Origin of the sequence: Butyrivibrio sp. CB08, from assembly GCF_003625485.1 — a bacterium.
Classification (GTDB): Bacteria; Bacillota; Clostridia; order Lachnospirales; family Lachnospiraceae; genus Butyrivibrio.
On the sequence record NZ_RAIR01000001.1, the window covers coordinates 513,806 to 531,094 of the forward strand.

The 17,289-nt window shown below is 42.1% G+C and carries 15 protein-coding genes; 11 read left to right on the plus strand and 4 right to left on the minus strand.

The features are described from left to right. Nucleotides 1-17: 17 nt before the first annotated feature. Together D6855_RS02300 and D6855_RS02305 are read right to left on the minus strand one after the other, a co-directional pair. Nucleotides 18-908: a YitT family protein gene (locus tag D6855_RS02300; protein WP_243111761.1), complete on the minus strand. Its 891-nt coding sequence runs from the start codon at nucleotides 906-908 to the stop codon at nucleotides 18-20. Nucleotides 909-920: 12 nt separating this feature from the next. Further along, entirely contained in the window at nucleotides 921-1,718 is a 798-nt protein-coding gene (locus tag D6855_RS02305) for a hypothetical protein (protein ID WP_120737609.1), read from the minus strand. A gap of 120 nt (nucleotides 1,719-1,838) precedes the next feature. On the opposite strand from D6855_RS02305, the gene thrC reads away from it, so the two are divergent. Both thrC and D6855_RS02315 read left to right on the plus strand, forming a co-directional pair. Further along, nucleotides 1,839-3,332 carry a threonine synthase gene (gene thrC / locus D6855_RS02310; RefSeq protein WP_120737611.1) on the plus strand — a complete coding sequence of 498 codons (1,494 nt, stop codon included), beginning with the start codon at nucleotides 1,839-1,841 and terminating at the stop codon, nucleotides 3,330-3,332. A gap of 60 nt (nucleotides 3,333-3,392) precedes the next feature. Further along, complete coding sequence (locus tag D6855_RS02315; RefSeq protein ID WP_120737613.1) at nucleotides 3,393-4,766, plus strand: citrate/2-methylcitrate synthase; 1,374 nt, start codon at nucleotides 3,393-3,395, stop codon at nucleotides 4,764-4,766. Between the two features lie 103 nt (nucleotides 4,767-4,869). On the opposite strand, the gene deoC is transcribed toward D6855_RS02315, so the two are convergent. Beyond that, nucleotides 4,870-5,529, minus strand: a complete 660-nt coding sequence (gene deoC / locus D6855_RS02320) for a deoxyribose-phosphate aldolase (protein ID WP_120737615.1) — start codon at nucleotides 5,527-5,529, stop codon at nucleotides 4,870-4,872. A 120-nt stretch (nucleotides 5,530-5,649) separates the two neighbouring features. On the opposite strand from deoC, the gene D6855_RS02325 reads away from it, so the two are divergent. The 9 genes from D6855_RS02325 to D6855_RS02365 all read left to right on the plus strand — a co-directional run bounded on the left by D6855_RS02325 (nucleotide 5,650) and on the right by D6855_RS02365 (nucleotide 16,242). Then, a complete protein-coding gene (locus D6855_RS02325) occupies nucleotides 5,650-7,470 on the plus strand; it encodes an aminopeptidase P family protein (RefSeq protein ID WP_243111762.1) in 1,821 nt (606 codons plus the stop codon). A 348-nt stretch (nucleotides 7,471-7,818) separates the two neighbouring features. Continuing rightward, nucleotides 7,819-8,736: a YihY/virulence factor BrkB family protein gene (locus D6855_RS02330; RefSeq protein ID WP_243111763.1), complete on the plus strand. Its 918-nt coding sequence runs from the start codon at nucleotides 7,819-7,821 to the stop codon at nucleotides 8,734-8,736. A gap of 15 nt (nucleotides 8,737-8,751) precedes the next feature. Continuing rightward, nucleotides 8,752-9,897, plus strand: coding sequence for an AI-2E family transporter (locus tag D6855_RS02335; RefSeq protein ID WP_120737620.1), 1,146 nt, complete (start codon nucleotides 8,752-8,754; stop codon nucleotides 9,895-9,897). Nucleotides 9,898-9,917: 20 nt separating this feature from the next. Continuing rightward, the gene (locus tag D6855_RS02340) at nucleotides 9,918-10,133 is read left to right on the plus strand and encodes a hypothetical protein (protein ID WP_120737622.1); all 216 of its coding nucleotides are present in this window, start codon (nucleotides 9,918-9,920) and stop codon (nucleotides 10,131-10,133) included. Between the two features lie 60 nt (nucleotides 10,134-10,193). Further along, nucleotides 10,194-11,276, plus strand: a complete 1,083-nt coding sequence (locus D6855_RS02345; protein WP_120737624.1) for an endonuclease/exonuclease/phosphatase family protein — start codon at nucleotides 10,194-10,196, stop codon at nucleotides 11,274-11,276. A 130-nt stretch (nucleotides 11,277-11,406) separates the two neighbouring features. Then, nucleotides 11,407-12,666, plus strand: coding sequence for a 6-phosphofructokinase (locus D6855_RS02350; protein WP_120737626.1), 1,260 nt, complete (start codon nucleotides 11,407-11,409; stop codon nucleotides 12,664-12,666). A gap of 18 nt (nucleotides 12,667-12,684) precedes the next feature. Next, nucleotides 12,685-14,061, plus strand: coding sequence for a GGDEF domain-containing protein (locus D6855_RS02355; RefSeq protein ID WP_120737628.1), 1,377 nt, complete (start codon nucleotides 12,685-12,687; stop codon nucleotides 14,059-14,061). Between the two features lie 127 nt (nucleotides 14,062-14,188). Next, entirely contained in the window at nucleotides 14,189-14,467 is a 279-nt protein-coding gene (locus D6855_RS02360; RefSeq protein ID WP_013280467.1) for an HU family DNA-binding protein, read from the plus strand. A 116-nt stretch (nucleotides 14,468-14,583) separates the two neighbouring features. Continuing rightward, nucleotides 14,584-16,242: a GGDEF domain-containing phosphodiesterase gene (locus tag D6855_RS02365; RefSeq protein WP_120737630.1), complete on the plus strand. Its 1,659-nt coding sequence runs from the start codon at nucleotides 14,584-14,586 to the stop codon at nucleotides 16,240-16,242. A gap of 44 nt (nucleotides 16,243-16,286) precedes the next feature. Here the strand turns inward: D6855_RS02365 and D6855_RS02370 are convergent, their stop codons facing one another. Continuing rightward, complete coding sequence (locus D6855_RS02370) at nucleotides 16,287-17,171, minus strand: DegV family protein (RefSeq protein WP_120737632.1); 885 nt, start codon at nucleotides 17,169-17,171, stop codon at nucleotides 16,287-16,289. Nucleotides 17,172-17,289 lie beyond the last annotated feature (118 nt).

The following is a 17,289-nucleotide window of genomic DNA, read 5'->3' on the forward strand; positions in this document are numbered from 1 at the left end:
TTTTTATTTGCGTTTATTTAGTCTCTTGGTCTCATGTAGAAGGTTCCTGAGATTTCCTCGGTCCTTACTGAATTTATGAAGGCGCCTGGATCAAGCTCTTTTATCTTAGGAATGAGCTTTCTGGTATCTGAAGCGCTTACGATCGAATAGACGATCTTTTTGTTCTTGTGGGCAAAAGAGCCTTCTCCGTCGATAAGTGTTGCGCCATGTCCGCAGGTTTCATAGATCAGAGAGCAGACATCGTCAGGCATGTCAGTAATGATAAACAGCGTCTTTTGCTGATAGGTTCTATAGAGTGTGTGAAGAGCAGTTGTTGTCACATACTGGAATATCATGGAGTAGAGCGCCTTGTCCCAGCCAAAGAGAAGACCAGCTATGGTAAGGAGAACTATATTTCCGCCAAGGATATAGGGAAAGGCGTCGATACCTTTTTTCTGTGAGAGGAAAATAGAAATAAAATCTGTTCCGCCGCTGGTGGCGTCTACATTAAGGCACATGGTGATGGCTACGGCATTTAACAGACCGCCAAATACAGCTACTAAAAGCTCATCGTTGGTGAAGGTGTAGTAGGGCAGAAGGTCTACGAAAAGGCCGCTTGTCACAACCATTATCATGGAAAACAGTGTGAACCTCTTTCCGATGAACCTGAAGCCTATGTACACAGGAATGGCGTTTAGTACTACGTTGATCGGAGTAAATGGAATCTCAACAGCGAAGTACTTAAGGGCGATTCTCTGTATGATGATGGTAAGACCTGTGGCTCCGCCAGGATACAGGCCTCCGGCGTTTATGAAGGAATTGATGTTGAATGCCATGACAAAGGCTGCCAGAATGACAACCGCAAGGCGAACGGCATCTTTCTTGAGAGCTGCTTTCAGATTATACTTGCTACTATGTTCACTATCCATAATTACGCTCCTTCAAGGCTTGATTTCATATATTGATGGAGATATCTCGACCTTCAGGTAAAGATCTGCGTACTGTGAAGGGGACAGGTCCTCTATGTAATTGAGCTGAAAGTTCTTTTTGATCCCGTTCTTAAGTAAAACGTCGGCAGCTTTATTATAGGCGATGGCTGCTTCTGCCTCGGTGTTATAGTTGCCAACCACGTAGTTACTCTTTATATGGATCACTGACTTGTAGCGCACAAAACCTCTCCAGGTGAACTGCCTTACACCTCTGTATCTGTTTAAGATGACGATGTTTTCATATCTGAAGTCATTGTGATCATCATTGGCAAAAAAGTAATCCCTGCCCTCAACTGCATAGCTCTTTATCCCGTACCGGGAGGGAACTGAGATCTGGCTGCCATAGTCGGCTACAAACAGATGACTTCCTCTTTGCATGATCTTGTGAGATGAATAATAGAAGAGGTCATCGATATCAAACTTTAGAACCTTATTTGGAGACAGAAAATACAGGAAATATTTCTTTTCCAGATAAATTGGGTTTGAAATGTACATTCCCTTGTCTCTGAAGTTTATTAAGGTCACGAACTTGTCGAAGGGCAGCGACATTGTCTTTTTATATGAGGAAATATCTATGTTGTAGTCACATAAAACCTTGTCAGCGTCCTTGTAAACATTAGCTGCTTCTTTGATGTCGCTATAGCTTCCCAGTGAAATATGCTTGCCTAAATATGTGATAGATGCACGAAAAGATGGCGTTCCATCCTTTAAAGTTGTGGAATATACCCCAACATATTTTTTTTTGCTCATTTTTCTCCCAAACAAAGTGGTATTATGGTATACTTTATCAAAATTTACTTTTATACATTAACGTGTATAAGAGTATTGTATATGAAATAACTTACTAGTGTCAAAACGGAGGAGTAACAAATGTCTAAGGAAGTTTTGTATTCAAGCACCAGAGGAGATAAGGGACAGATCAGGGCGTCAGAGGCCATTTTAAGGGGCCTTGCACCAGACGGAGGCCTTTATGTTCCGGATCATATTCCCCATTTGGAAAAGACACTTAGAGAAATATCAGGTCTTTCATATCAGGAGACAGCTTATGAAGTAATGAAGCTTCTCTTTACTGATTTCACAGAGGAAGAGCTTAAGTACTGCATCTCACATGCATACGATTCAAAATTCGACACAGAGGAGATCGCACCACTTTCAGAGGCAGATGGCGCATTTTTCCTTGAGCTGTATCACGGAGCTACAATCGCGTTTAAGGATATGGCACTGTCTATTCTTCCTTATCTTATGACTACAGCAGCTAAAAAGAATTCTATCAAGAATGAAATAGTGATCCTCACCGCAACAAGTGGTGACACAGGTAAGGCTGCACTCGCAGGTTTTGCAGATGTTCCTGGAACAAGGATCGTTGTTTTCTATCCTAAGCATGGTGTCAGCCCAATCCAGGAGCAGCAGATGGTAACTCAGAAGGGTGACAACACCTGCGTTATCGCTATCGAAGGTAACTTTGATGACGCTCAGACTGGAGTTAAGAAGATCTTCACAGATCCTGAGCTTGCAAAGTATATGGATTCCAAGGGATTCCAGTTCTCATCAGCTAACTCCATCAACATCGGAAGACTTGTTCCTCAGATCGCTTACTATGTATATGCTTATGGCAAGCTCCTTAAAGAGGGCAGAATCGCTGAGGGCGATCCAATAAATGTAGTAGTTCCTACAGGTAACTTTGGTAATATCCTTGCAGCTTACTACGCTGGCAAGATGGGAGTTCCGATCGCTAAGTTTGTATGTGCATCCAACTCCAACAAGGTTCTGTTTGACTTCTTTAAGACAGGTGAGTACGACAGAAACCGTGAGTTTGTTCTCACAAGCTCACCTTCAATGGATATCCTTATCTCATCTAACCTTGAGAGACTTATCTATCACATCGCTGGAGATAACGCAGATGTTGATGCTGAGTACATGAAGAAGCTTGGCACAGAGGGCAAGTATGAGATAACACCTGCTATGAAAGAGGCTCTTGCTGACTTCTACGGCGGATTTGCTACAGAAGAAGAGACCTTTAAGACAATCAAAGATCTCTTTGAGAATTCTTCATATCTTATTGACACACATACAGCTGTTGCAGCTTCTGTATATAACAAGTACAAGAGTGAAACTGGAGATAAGACTGTAACAGTTATTGCTTCTACAGCAAGCCCATTCAAGTTTACAAGAAGCGTAATGAACGCGCTGTCAAAAGGGGATGACAGCAAGGATGACTTTGCTCTTGCAGACGAACTCAGCGCTATTTCTGGAGTTGCTATTCCAGAAGCTGTTACATCAATCAGAAACGCAGAGATCCGTCACAAGACTGTTGTAGAAAAAACCGAGATGGAAAGTGCAGTAAAGGCTTTTCTTGGCATCTGATTTGATGCTAAAATGGTTTTACGACTGACACGACAATTGGCATAAATAATGGAGGTGCGTATGGACTTAGGTAAGAGCGTTTACTCGGAAATCACACCGGAGATTGTTGAGCTTTCACAGCTTTCGGAAGAGGCCGACAAGATAGAGAACGAGCTTTTCCTAAAGTATGATGTTAAAAGGGGACTTAGAGACTTAAATGGTAAGGGTGTACTTACAGGCCTTACCAGAATTTCGGAGATCATTGCCAAGAAGGTAGTTGATGGCAAAGAGGTTCCGGCAGATGGTGAGATCTATTTCAGAGGATATGATGTCAAGGATCTCATCAGAGTAGCAGAAGAGGAGCACAGATTTGCTTTTGAGGAATGTGCATATCTGCTTTTATTTGACAAACTTCCTACGGGAAAAGAGCTACTTAGATTCGAAAAGTTATTGGAATTTTACAGGGCACTTCCCACAAGCTTCGTCAGAGACGTAATCATGAAGGCACCCAGCCGTGACATGATGAACACTCTGGCCAGAAGTGTTCTTACTATGTATTCTTATGATGAAATGGCAGACGATGTTTCACTTCCCAATGTGCTTCGTCAGTCACTTCAGCTTATCAGTATGTTTCCGCTTCTTTCTATCTACGGATATCAGGCATACAATCACTATCATGAGGGCAACAGCCTTATAATCCATCCACCCAAGGAGGAACTCTCAACTGCAGAGACCATCCTGTACCTGCTTCGCCCGGACAGCCAGTACACAGAGCTGGAAGCTAAGCTTCTTGATATCTGTCTTGTGCTTCATATGGAGCATGGCGGTGGTAATAACTCATCATTTACAACCCACGTTGTAAGCTCCAGTATGACAGATACTTACTCTGTTATTGCAGCTGCTATCGGATCCCTCAAGGGCCCAAGACACGGCGGAGCCAACATCAAGGTTGTGCACATGTTTGATGACATCGAAGAACATGTTAAGGACTGGAAGAATGAGGATGAGGTCAAGGCTTATCTTAAGAAAATCCTCAACAAGGAAGCTTTTGACAAAGCAGGACTTATCTACGGAATCGGACATGCTATTTATTCCAAGTCAGATCCTCGTGCTGTGATCTTAAAGAGTTTTGTCGAGAAACTCGCTGCAGAGAAGGGCAGAGAAGATGAGCTTGCGCTCTACGAACTTGTAGAAAAGCTTGCTCCAGAAGTTATCAGCGGTGAACGCACCATGTACAAGGGTGTATCTGCAAACGTTGACTTCTACTCAGGTTTCGTATACAGAATGCTGGATCTTCCAGAAGAACTCTATCCAACAATCTTTGCCATGGCAAGAATCGTCGGCTGGTCAGCCCACAGAATGGAAGAGCTAGCCAACAACGGCAAGATCATCCGTCCTGCTTACATGGCAATTGAACCTCGCAAAGAGTATGTCCGCATGGATGACAGAACTTAACTGTAATTTCCAAGAAAATATAAGCATAAAAAAATCCCTTTTGACGAGGTTAAGCGCTAGCCTCGAGGAAAAAGGGATTTTTTTGCTTGATTATTTCTTGGAATTACAGGTTGTATTTCTGTGCGATGAGTGGAGCAACCTTTGAGGAGCCGATGCGGCTGCAGCCTGCCTCGGCGTATGCAAGGGCGTCCTCAATTGTGCGGATTCCGCCAGCTGCCTTGATCTTAACGTCTGGTCCGATGTGCTCTTTGAAGAGCTTGATGTCTTCCAGTGTTGCACCAGCTGATCCAAAGCCTGTTGATGTCTTGATGTAGTCAGCCTTAACCTCTGTGATGATTTTGCAGAGCTCGATCTTCTCGTCCTCTGTGAGGTAGCATGTCTCGATGATGACCTTAAGGAGCTTGTCGCCGCAAGCCTTCTTGATCTCAGCGAGCTCTTTTCTTACTTCGTCATATCTGTGATTCTTGACATCACTGATATTTACAACTGTGTCGATCTCAGAAGCACCGTCTGCGATTGAATCCTGGGCCTCAACAACCTTTGAATGTGTGCTGTTGTAGCCAAGAGGGAAACCAATAACAGTGCAGAGCTTTAAGTTATCGCCGTATTTGTCGTGTACTCTCTTTAAATATGTCTGTGGAATGCAGACTGTAGCTGTTCCATACTTAACAGCCTCATCACAAAGGGAAACGATTCCCTCCCATGTAGCGTCTGCAGTAAGAAGTGTGTGGTCTATAAGGCCAAGTATCTCTTTTTCTTCCATATCAATAATCTCCTTAAAATAAATACAATAAATAGTGCTCCATAATTATATCACAGGGCCATGAAATATGTGGTACAATTCTTCTGGTATTATTTTCGGACAAAGGAGAACCATGTAAAAATGGAAAACATAGTTATCAAAGAAAGACTACTAAGACTCAGAGAAGAGATGGCTAAAAATGGTATTGATTACTATATGATGCCAACTTCTGATTTTCATAATTCAGAGTACAGCGCAGATTTCTTTAAGGTAAGAGAGTACTTTTGCGGGTTTGACGGATCAAACGGAACCCTCGTTGTAAGCCAGGATGAAGCTGGCATGTGGACAGATGGCAGATATTTTATCCAGGCAGAGAACCAGATGGAGGGCACAGGTGTTAAGCTCTTTAGAATGCTTGAAGCCGGTGTTCCAACAATTTCAGAGTACCTCCTTGCCAATATGAAAGAGGGCCAGGTTCTTGGCTTTGACGGAAGGGTTATCTCAACCAGTATCGGAGAGGACCTTGAAAAGAAACTTGCAGCAAAAAGCGTAACTCTTAAGATCGACAGGGATCTTGCTGAAACTGTCTGGACTGACAGACCACTTCTTCCATGCCACGACATGTACGTGCTTCCAGATGAGCTTTGTGGCAAGAGCTTTAACGAGAAAATCTCTCAGGTAAGAGAGCATATGAATAAGCTTGGCACCAAGGCGTATCTTCTTAGTAAGCTGGATGACATCATGTGGCTTACAAACCTTCGTGGTAACGACGTGGAGTGCAATCCTGTAGCTCTTTCCTATGCGCTTATCACAGCGGATTCATTCACTCTCTTTGCTCAGGAAAAAGAGATCACATCAGAAGTCAGAGCATACTGCGACAAGGTGGGAATTGCTCTTAGAGGATATGACGACGTTGTTTCTTTTGTTAAGAAGATGAATGTTACTGGAAACATACTTTTCGATAAGAGAAATACCAACTTCCTTACATTCAAGGTGCTTCTTGAGAAGGCGAAGGCTGCTGATATTAAACTTGTAAATGCCAAGGATCCTACAGAGGACCTCAAGGCAAGCAAGAACGAAGTAGAGCTTAAGAATATCAGAGAGGTTTACCTTAAGGACAGCGCCAAGCTCACAGAGTTCATCTACTGGGTTAAGAACACAGTTGGAAAAGAGCCTATGACTGAATACACTGCTGCTGAGAAACTTGATGGCATGAGAGCAGAGATCCCTGGATTTATAGAGCTCAGCTTCCCAACCATCAGTGCATATAACGCCAATGCAGCTATGGCTCACTATGAAGCAACAAAAGACAACGCCGCAGAAGTCAAGAAGCAGGGACTTCTCCTTGTGGATTCAGGCGGAACATATATGGGCGGAACAACTGACGTTACAAGAACCATCGTTGTAGGCGACATCTCAGATGAGATCAAAAAGCATTACACTCTAACAGTGTGTGGAATGCTCCGTCTTGCTAACGCCAACTTCCTTGAGGGATGCACTGGTAAGAACGTTGACATCCTTGCAAGAGGCCCACTTTGGAATGCCGGTATCGACTACAAGCATGGCACAGGTCATGGAATCGGATATATCTTAAACGTACACGAGGGACCACAGAACATCAGATGGCGCTTTACTCCTGGACAGAATGAAGCTCCTCTTGTTCCTGGAATGATAGTGTCAGATGAGCCTGGCGTTTACATCGAGGGAAGCCATGGTATCAGGATTGAGAATATTCTTGAGGTAGTGGCAGGAGAAACAGGAGAGTATGGACAGTTCCTTCATTTTGCTCACCTTACTTATGCGCCAATTGACCTTGAAGCTATTGACACCACATACATGGATAACAGTGATATCAAGGCTCTTAACGACTACCACAAAATGGTCTATGACAAGTTGTCTCCGCTTATCGCTGATGAGGCTGTTCTTAACTGGTTAAAAGAAGCTACAAGAGAAATAAAATAAACGTAAAAAGAATCTTAAAATATGCTAGAATGCTTGAAAATATGCACTTTTGAGATATAATAAGTATAGAACTACAGGGTAGTTCTCTCCTGGGATGACCGACACCTCCTGTGTAATTTGAACCTACATTACTTTAAACGGGATTCCTACATTACCTACTTAAATGTCACGCCTTCGGCCCTGCGTATACGCAGACCAGCTACGGGAGAGGAAGACAGGATCTTAGGTTGCGGTGACCCACCTGGCGTTAGCTAGGAGTCAAATAACAGGAAACGGCATTTTGGGATTAACTTAGGAAATAAAAGCAGTCATCAATGGTGGCTGCTTTTTCCGTATGAGGAGAATTGTATGACCATCAAGCAGCAGCTAATAGCGCTGGCAAGAGACTTCGCTTTTAGAATGCAAAAAAAGAATATTGCTGCCTATGCTGGAAGCTGTGCTTACTTCTTTATGATCTCAATAGTACCTCTTCTCATTTTTGTGTCATCTCTTTTGCCCTATACAGCACTTACTGCTGATGATCTCTCAAGGGCGCTTACTGAGATTACCCCTGATTTTGCTGATGATATCGCCTTAAGGCTCATTCGTGAGACCTATGAACAGTCTGTGGCAGTGTTCTCCATATCTGCCCTTGCAACTATATGGTCCGGAGCACTTGGCATGTTGTCCATTATAAGAGGACTTAATATAATTTATGATGTGGAGGAGCGAAGAAACTATTTTCGCTTAAGGTTCATAGCAGCTCTCTACACCCTGGCAATGATCGTTATCATGATGGTAATGCTTCTTTTCATGGTATTTGAGAATCTTGTTAAGACCATTGCCATAAGCCATTTTCCAAAGATCATGTTTTTGATCTCATTGTCAGCTTACTTTAAATTTATTGTGGTCATCCTGGTGGCAACCTTTGCATTTGCCATGGTTTATACCTATGTACCAAGTGCCAAGATGACCTTTGTATATCAGCTTCCTGGAGCGATCTTTTCAGCGGTTGTATGGTATATCTTTTCATGGCTCTTTTCACTGTATGTGGATCTGACCGGATACTTTTCAATCTACGGAAGCATCGCTACACTTCTTGTCATGATGATCTGGCTGTACTTCTGTATCTACATCTTCATGATAGGAGCATTTATCAACAGATTTTTCCATCCTGCAGTTAAGGTTTTGTATGATGATCATCACCAGAACAAGATTAAAAAGAGGGTAAGGAAAAAGAGTACACAGCAGCTTCGTAAGCCTAGAAAATACAGCGAGTTTGGCTAAAAAGGGGGAAAGGAAATGAAGTTTAGCAAAAAGATTTTAAAACAGAAGTGGGTTTCATACACAATCGCCACCTGTTCGGCGGTGGTTCTTTACCTGTTATTGTCCAATCAGAGTTTTCTGTCTGGAACAATATCGGGAATTGTTAAGATAATTAAACCAGTTCTTTCTGGAATGATAGTAGCTTATATTTTCAATCCGTTAGCTAATCTTTTCGACGGAAAAGTGTTTAAAAACATGAAAAATGAGAAGACCAGATGGAAGCTGTCTGTTGCCTTTGCACTGATAGTTCTGGCGCTCTTCATAACTTTGTTGTGTGTTGCACTTATTCCTCAGCTGGCAGAGAGTATTTCAACTCTTGTTGGTAACATGGGAATGTATGTAGATTCTCTCCAGCAACTTTTAAAGGATATTGAAACAGGAAGCACGGGCAAGCTCTTTGGCCTTGATTTCTCTGGCCTTGCTTCCTATGGAGATAAGCTTCTTGATAGTATCGGCGAATACTTCAAGAATAATATGGATTCTGTTGTGACCACCAGCTCATCAATTGGCCAGGGCCTCTTTGATGCAGTCATTGCGCTGATCCTGGCAATCTACTTCCTTCTTGACAAGCGTAGGATAACAGATGGTGTTAATAAGTTTTTCTCACTGCTCATGAAGGATGAATCCTATCATAAATGGGGAGATTTCCTTAACAGATGCAATGATATCCTTATCAGATACATCGGCGTTGATGTGGTTGACGGAATCGTGGTTGGTATAGTCAACTTCCTGTTCATGATCATTATGAGAATGCCTTATGCAGCCCTTATTTCAGTTATAGTTGGTGTAACCAATTTAGCACCTACCTTTGGTCCTATCGTCGGTGCAGCTATTGGCGGATTTATCCTGGTTCTGATAAACCCCTGGCAGGCATTGTGGTTCCTTATCTTTACTATCATCCTGCAGACCATTGACGGATATGTACTAAAGCCAAGGCTCTTTGGCGAAAGCCTTGGAGTGTCAGCTCTGATGATCCTTATCTCCATCATCATTGGAGGAAGGCTCTTTGGTGTAATCGGTATTTTGTTTGCGATTCCTTTTGCAGCTATCATTGATTTTGTCTGGAAAGATTATGTGATAAAAAAACTTGAGCAGCGCAAGGCAAAGAGGTACAATATATAGTATGAGAAGGGGGTAGCAATATGGATATCATGAGTTTTGTAGATACAGCGATCGAGTTTTCAAAAGACAAGATCGACAAAGTCTTAGACTTCTGGAACGGCCTTGAGGACGAGAAAAAGAAACTGCTCATTGGTTGTGTGGCTGCAGCCTTTTGCGTAATAGTTGTGGCTGGCATAGCTTATGGCATTGGAAAGGCTAACGGCGAGAGACTTGCCTTTGAGGAAGAAGATTTTTAAGACAAAATGCACTTACTTGGGAGCCTCTTTTTACAGAGGCTCCTTTTTTGGGGGATTTACATGAAAAAAGTTATAAGCATAATCTGCGTAATCATTGTAATGATTGCAGTTGTGGTGGGGACACTTCTTGGTTTTCTTACAATGGATGAGTACAAGCCTAAGGATATAGAGAGCCTCGAGATTATTGGCAATTCCGTTGACAGAGTCAAGAAACAGGAAACCACTAGGCTCCTTTCCTGGAACCTGGGCTATGGCGCCCTTGGTGACAATGCTGATTTCTTTATGGATGGCGGTAAGATGGTTTATACCGCCGACGAAGACAGGGTAGTATATAACCTTGAAGGTTTTATTTCTGAATTTGAAAAGATATCACCTGATATTATTTGCACCCAGGAGACAGACAGGAATTCAGACAGGTCCCATTTCATAGATGAAGTGGATTACTTTTTTTCAAATTCAGGACTTCGTGTTCTTCACGGGAATTCTGTATTTGCTCCAAATCTCAAAGTTTCTTTTATCCCACTTCCTGTTCCTCCGATCGGGAAAGTATATAGTGGTCTTATGACCTTTAGCAAGTACAATATTTCTTCTGCTCAAAGGCTTCAGCTTCCATGCCCGTTTAAGTGGCCACTCAGGACCTTTAATCTAAAGAGATGTCTTGAAGTTGTTAGATTTAATGTGGTGGATACGGATAAGGAACTTGTTGTCATAAACCTTCATCTTGAGGCCTATGATTCTGGCGAAGGCAAGATTGCACAGGCCAATATGCTTAAAGAAGTTCTGGATGCTGAGGTGGAAAAGGGCAATTATGTGATTGCCTGCGGAGATTTTAACCAGGTATTCTCAAATATTGATGTAAGTGCTTATCCGGTTCTTGAGGGTAAATGGGAAGCTGGCAGGATTGATGTTTCAGATTTCAGCAGCGACCTTACCTTTAGCGCTGACAATTCTGTTCCAAGCTGCAGATCTCTTGATCAGCCTCTTGATAAGGCTAGTGAGAAGGATCCAGAGCATTTTCAGTACTATGTGATAGATGGATTTATCACCTCTTCAAACGTGGAAGTGGAGTCCGTTTATACTGATGATCTTTCTTTTGTCCACTCGGATCATAACCCTGTAATTTTGGAATTTAAGCTGAAGTGAAATGTGTGCGACTTGTAGTTAAAAAAATGACTGCAAGTCGCTTTATTTTTCGTGACAGTAAACGTTTAATTGAATATAATAAAAGATAAGGTATTTCAAAAAAGAACTTTGAAAGGGGACAGTAGTTAAAATGGTACACAAGGTAAAACGTAATGTAATTGTGGGACAGTCGGGAGGTCCTACTGCAGCAATCAACTCTTCACTTGCAGGCGTTTACAGAACTGCTATCGACCGTGGATACAAGAAGGTTTACGGAATGATCCATGGTGTTCAGGGCCTTATGGAAGGAAGATACGTAGATCTTTCTGATCATATCCAGTCCGGACTTGATATCGAGCTTCTTAAGAGAACACCTTCAGCTTATCTTGGTTCATGCAGATACAAACTTCCTGAGATTTTTGAGAACAAAGAAGTTTATGAGAAAATCTTCGAGATTTTGAATAAGCTTGAGATAGACTGCTTTATCTACATTGGTGGTAATGACTCAATGGATACCATCAAAAAGCTCTCTGACTACGCTATAATCTCTGGCTCAGCAATCAGATTCGTTGGTTGCCCTAAGACAATTGATAACGACCTTGCTCTTACAGATCACACTCCTGGATACGGCTCAGCAGCTAAGTACATCGGAACATCTGTAAAAGAGATCATCAGAGACAGCTGGTCCCTTGAGACAACAAGCGGACAGGTTATCATCGTTGAGGTTATGGGAAGAAACGCTGGATGGCTTACAGGCGCAACAGCTCTTGCAAAGGGCGAGGACTGTGACGGACCTGATGCTATCTACCTTCCAGAGCTTCCATTTGATATGGATGCATTCATCAAGAAGATCAAAGGTCTTCTTAAGAGCAAAGCTTCTATCGTAGTTGCTGTATCTGAGGGTATCAGAACCAAGGATGGCAAGTACATCAGTGAGCTTGGCTCAACTATCGAATACGTAGATGCATTCGGACACAAGCAGCTTACAGGAACAGCTAGATACCTTTGCGACGTTGTTGCTAAGGAGTGCGGATGTAAGACACGTCCTATCGAGCTTTCAACACTTCAGAGAGCTGCCAGCCACTGCGCATCCCGTGTAGATATTCTTGAGGCTTATGAGGTTGGTGGTGCTGCCATGAAGGCTGCTGATGAAGGCGATAGCGGAAAGATGGTAGTTATCGAGAGACTTTCAGATGATCCTTACCAGGCTGGAACAGAGGTTAAGGACGTTCACAAGATCGCTAATGATGAGCGTGTGGTTCCTAGAGAGTGGATTAACAAGGATGGCACATATGTAACTAACGAGTTCATTACATATGTAAGACCTCTTATCCAGGGTGATGTTGGACCTATCATGGTTGATGGTATTCCTAGACACCTTTACAGACCAGGTTTCCAGGATATTCTGTAATTCATTTAAAGGAATAATATGACAATTCTCAATAATGGATTAGTTACAACAGATAAAGAATTAAATATAATTTCTGCTGATGAAGGATATCGAGAGTATGTATGCGAAGATGGTGCAAGCACCATCTTCGCTAATATACATCCTGATGATCAGCATCTTTTGTATGAGATGGTAGAGGGATTAGAGATGGAAAATGCTTTAACCCTCTGTTTTCGTGTTTGCGACAAAAACAAGGAATACAACTGGTTTAAAGCTGAGTGCATCAGAACCACTGATGACAATGTAAGTATACTATTCCTTGACATTGAAGGAACTGAAACAGAAAACAAGGCCATAGAGACAGATTATTTAACTGGCCTTTACAATAAAAAAGCCATTACTGATTATGCAAGAAAGGCAGTGGCTAAAAAATCTGACGTAGTTAACCTTTGTTTAATTGATATTGATAATTTTAAGCAGATCAATGATACCTATGGCCATTCCTATGGCGACAAGGTGCTTAAGGAAGTATCAAACATCATCTTAGAGGTCCTTGGCAAGGATGGAAAGGCCGGCAGAATAGGCGGAGATGAGCTCATGATGATCATTGAGAACGTGGAAGAGAAGACTGATCTTCGCGTTTATCTCAAGGCCATTAGAGAAAGAGTCGAGGCTTCTCACATTGATCAGAACGGATTCCCGCAGGTGACTGTATCAATGGGAGTCGGAACATTCCCAATATATGTGGATAACTACGAAGACTTGTTTAACCTTGCAGGAAGAATGCTGAGCAGGGCCAAGAACAGAGGAAAGAACAGATACGTTATCTATAATCCCGAAATACACGGTAAGCTCATAGATGGCGAACTTGTCGAGAATATGCTCTCGCTAAATCGCGCCACAGCAATGGATAAGACCAAGCTTGTCCTTGAAACCATTGATGGCTTGTTTGGAAGTATGAATGAAGCCATTACTACGCTTCTCTTAAAGATGGTGGCAACCTATGATCTTGATGAAGCCTATGTGTTCTACAAGGATATAGAAAAGAGCTTTTGCGGATACAAGCGCATCGCCCAGTCTGGAAACATCATGGAAAAGAATGTTCATCAGATAGCTGACAATTCTTCAAGCATTTCCTATGTGGTGGAGCCAGGGTTTGAGACCAGATTTAACTCCAATGGAGTGCTTGTTATAGATGCACCTCAGACGCAGCTTGATAAAACTGCTATGCCAAAGAGGTTCTTCTTTGAGAACGGAGTAAGACAGGCATTTCTGTATAAGATGCAGGATGTACCTTATGAAGGCTTTATTGCTCTGTACAGAACCAGGGAAATGGCAGGAAAGTTACCGCAAACGGACATTACAGACCTGACATATTTGAGCAAAATGATAGAAATTGCCATGAAATCTAGATAATATCGCACGTTTTTTTAATTTTTTTAGAAAAAATCCCATTTTTTCGGCATTTTTAGGTTGTTAAGTGACGGAAATAGTAGTAGAATAGGCAATGTAGTAAATAATTTCTTTTTGGAGGGAAAACCAAATGAATAAGACAGAACTTATCGATGCAATCGCAAAGGAAGCTGGACTTTCTAAGAAGGATGCGGCTGCAGCACTGAACGCTTTCACAGACACAGTAACTAAGGAGCTCAAGAAGAAGGGCAAAGTTCAGCTTGTTGGTTTCGGTACATTCGAGACAACTAAGAGAGCTGCTAGAACTGGTAAGAATCCTCAGACTGGCGCTGCTATCAAGATTCCTGCTTCTGTAGCACCTAAGTTCAAGGCTGGTAAGGCTCTTAAGGATCTTGTTAACAAGAAATAATTTAACTATATGAAAAGGCTGCGTTTTCACGCAGCTTTTTTCATGCCCCTTTTTATGATTGAAAAAATGATAAATATTTTATAAAATAAAATTACTCTAAACATTTTGAGGGCGCCATGACTTTTGATAGAAGCTTTGAAAACTTTGTTCAAATACTGTCTGAAGAAGAGGTAACTCCTGAGATTTCTCCCAGTGCGCTGGCAGATCTTTCCAAGGAGTTTTTTGTGCGCTCAATTTTCTCTATAGTCACTTTCAGACCTGGTTCAGATAAGGCATCAGAGCCTCCAAAGATCATTCCACTGTGCGGACCTGTAATTACAGAAGGCAAGCCATCTTATGTATTTAAGAGCAATATGTCCGGTGACAGGGTTATCATGTACCACGTGTATCTCCAGGATGACAAGAGATGGAATGATGAAGAGTACAAGTTTTTTTCCATTATTATCGATGTATTGTCTTTCCACATGGAGAGATTTCTTTTGCTGAATGTGGTTAAGACCAGTGCTATGACTCAGTACCTTACTGGTCTTCCCAATTCCGGCGGATTTATCTCTTTTGTCACACAGAAGTTTGAGAGCGGTGAGATCATGAAATATGATTCCATCTGCTTCAACTTAAAGAGCTTTGGCCTTATCAGCAGGCGCTATGGTGGTCCTGAAGGCGATGAGATCATGAAGAGATATGCCAACACCATCAAGAATTTTGCAGAGGATGATGAGATCATCTCACACTTTGGTGGAGACAATTATACTGCTCTTATCAAAAAGGACAGAACCAAGAAATTCCTGAAGTTCATTTCTGCTGTGCCTGTTTATGGAATGAAGAATGACAAAAAAGACGAGTTCAATATTTCGGCTGTAGCTGGAGTTTATGCTATTGATGAATCCATGAAGAACCCTGGACAGGCAATATCCAGAGCTTCAATGGCATGCAACTACGCCAAGAATATAGCCAATAAGCCTTATGTATTTGTAAATAAGGCTATGAGTACCAGAATATACAGACAAAAGCAGATAGAAGACAGATTTGAAGAGGCTTTAAGTGGCGATGAGTTCAGAATCTATCTTCAGCCCAAGGTTGATACAGTTACCGGTAAGATAGTGGGAGCAGAATCTCTTGCCAGATGGTTCTGTAATGGTCTGGTTCTTTATCCCACAGAGTTTGTTCCTATCCTCGAGAGGGAAGGAATGGTTGTACATCTTGATCTGTACATCCTTAAAAAGACCTGTGAATTCATAAGATCATGGATGGATAAGGGTATAGAACCCGTTCAGGTTTCAGTCAACTTCTCCCGCAAGGACCTTGAGTACAAGAATCTTGCAAAAGAGATAATGGATATAATAGACAGCTATGGCATAGACAGAAACCTCATTGAGATCGAGGTTACTGAGACCGCAAGCGAGGGTGAGAGGGTGCTTATGACAAGCTTCCTTTCAAATCTCAAGGAGGCGAGCATTGCTACAGCTATAGATGATTTTGGAACAGGCTATTCATCTCTTTCTACACTGAGAGATTTCCCTGTTTCAGTTATTAAGATTGACAGATCCTTTATCAATAACGAGGAGCTCAACAAGAGCGATGAGATAGTGTTAAAGAGCATTGTTGCTATGGCCAATGAACTTGGAATAAGTGTTGTCTCAGAAGGTGTTGAGAGACCGGATCAGACTAAGCTCCTTCAGAGCGTGGGTTGTAATGTTGTACAGGGATTTTTGTATGACAATCCAATGCCGATGGAAGATTTTGAAAAGAGGCTCGAGAAGGGCTCATATAATTAAAAAAGAAGCATCCGCAGTTTAAATGCGGATGCTTTAATTTTTTATCAGTCGATTCTCTTTGAACCCCAGAAGAACAGTGCCACGGTTCCTGGACCTGTGTGACTTCCGATTGTAGTTCCGATGCTTACGATCTTTACCCTGCCCTTGAGCTTAGGGAATTTGGACTCGATCAAGTCTGCAACAGCTTTTGCCTTATCATAACAGTCAGAGTTTGAAATGTAGCAGTCTCCATCGTAGTCAAGACCACCCGCTGCGAGTTCCTCCATCTTGGCAACCTGTGCCTTGATGACTGCATTAAGACCACGGTGCTTGGCTCTGTTGATAAGTCTTCCCTGGTAGTCTACGTTAAGAAGTGGGCAGATATTTAATGCTCCGCCGATGATACCAGCTGCTTTGGAAACACGTCCACCTCTGATGAGGTAAGTGAGGTCTGTTACAAAGAACCAGTGCTGACACTCGAGTCTGTGCTCGATAACCCATGCATAGAGGTCGTCAATTCCCATGCCCTCATCGCGAAGGTCTGCAAGCTTGTTCATAAGAAGACCATAGCCGGCAGAAGCAGCAAGGGAATCTACAACGTAGAGCTTTCTGTCCGGATATTTTTCAAGAAGCTGATCTCTTGCGATGGTAGCAGAGTTAAGGGTTCCAGAAATACCAGAACTAAGTGTAAGGTGAAGGACGTCTTTTCCATCCTTTAAGAATTCTTCAAAGTATGCGATGTATTCACCGACGCTGACCTGTGACGTCTTGGTCATAGCACCTTTGGCCATATCAGCGTAGAATTTCTCAAATGGATATGAAACTCCAAGGTCATCAGGGTAATCTTTTCCGTCGATGGTAAAGTGAAAACAAATATAGTTGATATCTCTTTCTTTAAAGTGCTCTGCAGTAAGATCTGCAGTAGAACAGCAGCTTAATACGTAATTCATTTAACAAAAATCCTCTCTTTTCCCAAATTACAACATGTTTATAATAACATTTATTGACAGAAGGTAAAAGATTTTTATTATAATAACTAGTATTTATTAACTGATGAAAGGTTTATGG

What these genes read in the sequence shown, in the direction of transcription:
- D6855_RS02315 (WP_120737613.1), top strand. Translation starts at nt 3,393, where the DNA reads ATGGACTTAGGTAAGAGCGTTTACTCGGAAATCACACCGGAGATTGTT.
- D6855_RS02325 (WP_243111762.1), top strand. Translation starts at nt 5,650, where the DNA reads ATGGAAAACATAGTTATCAAAGAAAGACTACTAAGACTCAGAGAAGAG.
- D6855_RS02355 (WP_120737628.1), top strand. Translation starts at nt 12,685, where the DNA reads ATGACAATTCTCAATAATGGATTAGTTACAACAGATAAAGAATTAAAT.
- thrC (WP_120737611.1), top strand. Translation starts at nt 1,839, where the DNA reads ATGTCTAAGGAAGTTTTGTATTCAAGCACCAGAGGAGATAAGGGACAG.
- D6855_RS02340 (WP_120737622.1), top strand. Translation starts at nt 9,918, where the DNA reads ATGGATATCATGAGTTTTGTAGATACAGCGATCGAGTTTTCAAAAGAC.
- deoC (WP_120737615.1), bottom strand. Translation starts at nt 5,529, where the DNA reads ATGGAAGAAAAAGAGATACTTGGCCTTATAGACCACACACTTCTTACT.
- D6855_RS02305 (WP_120737609.1), bottom strand. Translation starts at nt 1,718, where the DNA reads ATGAGCAAAAAAAAATATGTTGGGGTATATTCCACAACTTTAAAGGAT.
- D6855_RS02370 (WP_120737632.1), bottom strand. Translation starts at nt 17,171, where the DNA reads ATGAATTACGTATTAAGCTGCTGTTCTACTGCAGATCTTACTGCAGAG.
- D6855_RS02365 (WP_120737630.1), top strand. Translation starts at nt 14,584, where the DNA reads ATGACTTTTGATAGAAGCTTTGAAAACTTTGTTCAAATACTGTCTGAA.
- D6855_RS02335 (WP_120737620.1), top strand. Translation starts at nt 8,752, where the DNA reads ATGAAGTTTAGCAAAAAGATTTTAAAACAGAAGTGGGTTTCATACACA.
- D6855_RS02330 (WP_243111763.1), top strand. Translation starts at nt 7,819, where the DNA reads ATGACCATCAAGCAGCAGCTAATAGCGCTGGCAAGAGACTTCGCTTTT.
- D6855_RS02300 (WP_243111761.1), bottom strand. Translation starts at nt 908, where the DNA reads ATGGATAGTGAACATAGTAGCAAGTATAATCTGAAAGCAGCTCTCAAG.
- D6855_RS02350 (WP_120737626.1), top strand. Translation starts at nt 11,407, where the DNA reads ATGGTACACAAGGTAAAACGTAATGTAATTGTGGGACAGTCGGGAGGT.
- D6855_RS02360 (WP_013280467.1), top strand. Translation starts at nt 14,189, where the DNA reads ATGAATAAGACAGAACTTATCGATGCAATCGCAAAGGAAGCTGGACTT.
- D6855_RS02345 (WP_120737624.1), top strand. Translation starts at nt 10,194, where the DNA reads ATGAAAAAAGTTATAAGCATAATCTGCGTAATCATTGTAATGATTGCA.